The sequence below is a fragment of the Pontibacter rugosus genome, from assembly GCF_042678745.1.
Lineage (GTDB): Bacteria > Bacteroidota > Bacteroidia > Cytophagales > Hymenobacteraceae > Pontibacter > Pontibacter rugosus.
Genome location: NZ_JBHTLD010000368.1, coordinates 1 through 2,460, shown reverse-complemented (window position 1 = coordinate 2,460; position 2,460 = coordinate 1). Strand labels below are relative to the sequence as shown.

The 2,460-nt window shown below is 40.7% G+C and carries 2 protein-coding genes; both read right to left on the bottom strand.

What is annotated here, in order from left to right; translation table 11 throughout:
* A partial coding sequence (locus tag ACFQ2O_RS21205; RefSeq protein WP_377532814.1) for a M16 family metallopeptidase occupies window positions 1–1,252 on the bottom strand: 1,252 nt, incomplete at its 3' end.
* Window positions 1,253–1,271: 19 nt separating this feature from the next.
* On the bottom strand, window positions 1,272–2,411 hold the full coding sequence (porV, locus tag ACFQ2O_RS21200) for a type IX secretion system outer membrane channel protein PorV (RefSeq protein ID WP_377532812.1): 1,140 nt from the start codon (window positions 2,409–2,411) through the stop codon (window positions 1,272–1,274).
* Between the last annotated feature and the right edge of the window lie 49 nt (window positions 2,412–2,460).

Sequence of the window (2,460 nt, the reverse complement as noted above, 5' to 3'; positions counted from 1 at the left end):
CTTCTGTATTTAGATAGTCTTTTGCTAATTGCTTAAGCCTTGGAGCTGTGATTGTCCGAATGGTAGTGACATAATTGTTATAGTGCTCCTGCTCTAAATTGAAAAGTACGATACGCTTATACCTGTCACACTGGTCGAATATGGTATTAAGATCGTTTAAGAACTTACCCAACATGTAATTCTTTACCGTCTGTAGTTCCTCTTCTGGAATTTCTTCTTCCTGTAGAAGCTTTATTTCTTTTAATATCTCATCAATGGTGTTATCTGTAACCGCATAGTTTACATCTGTCCCAACATAGAAAAGGCTATCTTCTTCTTTAGAAGAAATGACAGAGTAGATACCATAGGTATACCCTTTGTCTTCTCTGATGTTCCGCATTAACCTTGAGCCGAAGTATCCTCCTAATATCTCATTTAACACAAGCAATGGCTGGTAGTCTGGATGACTGATATGAGGCATTCTAGCTCCAACACGTATAGAGGATTGCAAGCTATCCTCTATGGAAACGAGTTTGGTTTTTTCAGTAGCACTCTTAATCTTGTGCTCTATAGATAGAGCAGAACCTGTTGCTGGCTGTATGCGCAGCTTTTCAATTTCTAACTGCAGGTATCGCTGGAGCACATCATCAATGGCACCACAGGCAAACACCTCTAATTCCTGACTTATAAACCTATTTCTATAAAATGCCTCTACTTCCTCTTTGGTTACAGCCTCTAGCACGCCATCATCAAAACCAAAAGTATAAGGGTGTTGTGATCCATAAACTTGCTGTGTAAAGCTGTGAGTAGATAAATAGTTGTTTTTTTGCCGTTGTACTTTTAAAGATTGAGAAGTACGCTGCTTTAAATGGTTGAATTCCTCTTCTGGAAAAGCAGGATTTTGCAGAATATCCAATACGAGTGGTAACAGCTCAGTAGTATACTTAGCCAGGCAGTATAAGGTGTACTCAGTGCGATCGTAGCCATTGGAGCTTTCAAAGGAAGCGCCGTAAAAAGCTACTTTATCGGCTATCTGTTTTGCTGTATGATTTAAAGAGCCTTCCAGCAGCATTTTGGCTGCCAAATCAGACACTCCTTTTTTATCTTCGTACCATTTACCGGCCTTAAAAACAAAATCCAGCCTTACAACAGGCTGGGTTTCGCTTTTGATAACATGCATTCTAGCTCCATTGCTGAGGCTTGTTACCTCCGCTATCTGGATATTGACTGCATCTATTTCATATGTTTCAGGAGCTTTTGTTCTATCAAGCATTCTATATAAATGTAAAGATTTAATCGAGGTTAAGAGCCAGCGTAAATCGCCAAGTATCAGCTAAAGGATTAGCCTGATCATTTGGAATCAGGTAAGCGGCATCTAAACCAAATTTCTGATAACGAATACCTAAACCAGCTGACATATATTTTCTGCCGCCTTTATCAGGGTTTTCATAGAAATAACCTACTCGTGCTGCAAAAAGCTCGTTATACCAGTACTCTATACCTCCAGAAAAGTTAATTTCTTTGAGTTCTTCACTTCCTCCACCGGCAGCATCACCGAATGAAGAGAAAATACCGCTCACTACACTTTGGTCTGTGTCTGCACCTGGTGATGGTACCAGCAATTTGTTTGCGTCCAGCACAAAGGTAAGGGAGTTGTAGGCGTCCAGGTTATACTTTAGAGCTGTACCAACTTTTAAATTAGTAGGTAAAAAGCTTTTGTCTTCACTTTCTGAATAAGCAATTTTACCGCCTATGTTGGCAATGTTAGCACCCAATCCTAAATTTAGATTCTGGCTGATGTCCTTGTTATAGTATACACCCACGTCTACAGCAGCTGTATTGCCTGGCTGGGCTTCCATGTTCTGGCCACTGATGTTTACATCTCCGGCAAGGTTTGAGTGTATGAAGCGAGCCGCAATACCTAAACTAAAGTTCTCACTCAATGCCTGGCCGTAAGATACCGATACCGCATATTCTTTCGGGTTATAGTTCTGTAGCGGGTGTTGATTCGCATCTATAAACTGGATTTCGCCCAGGTCAAAGTACATAAGCGAAAGAGCAATAGCTGAAGTTTCGCTTAACTTTTTATACCCTGATAAGTAGTTGAGCGACATATCATCGACAATGTTACGCAACCACGGAGAATAAGAAAAAGCTACACTCATGTCATTCTCCACAAAACCAAGCTTAGCAGCATTCCAATAAGGTGCATTAGCATCAGGAGACAAAGCAACACCAGCATCACCTAACGCTGCTGAGCGTGAGTCAGGTCCTACAGTTAAGATAGGAACTGCTGTTGTAACCGCATTCAGATCTGAGCCCGTAGTTGTACTAGGTGGTGGAGTAGGTGTAGTTTGAGCAAAGGCAGCTGGAGCTGCAAAAATAGTCAGAGCCAGAGTGGCTGCCTTTAAGATCTTACTTTTGTTATGCATATGTTGGTATTGATAGCTATATCAAATATATAAATTTTATGGTATTGTA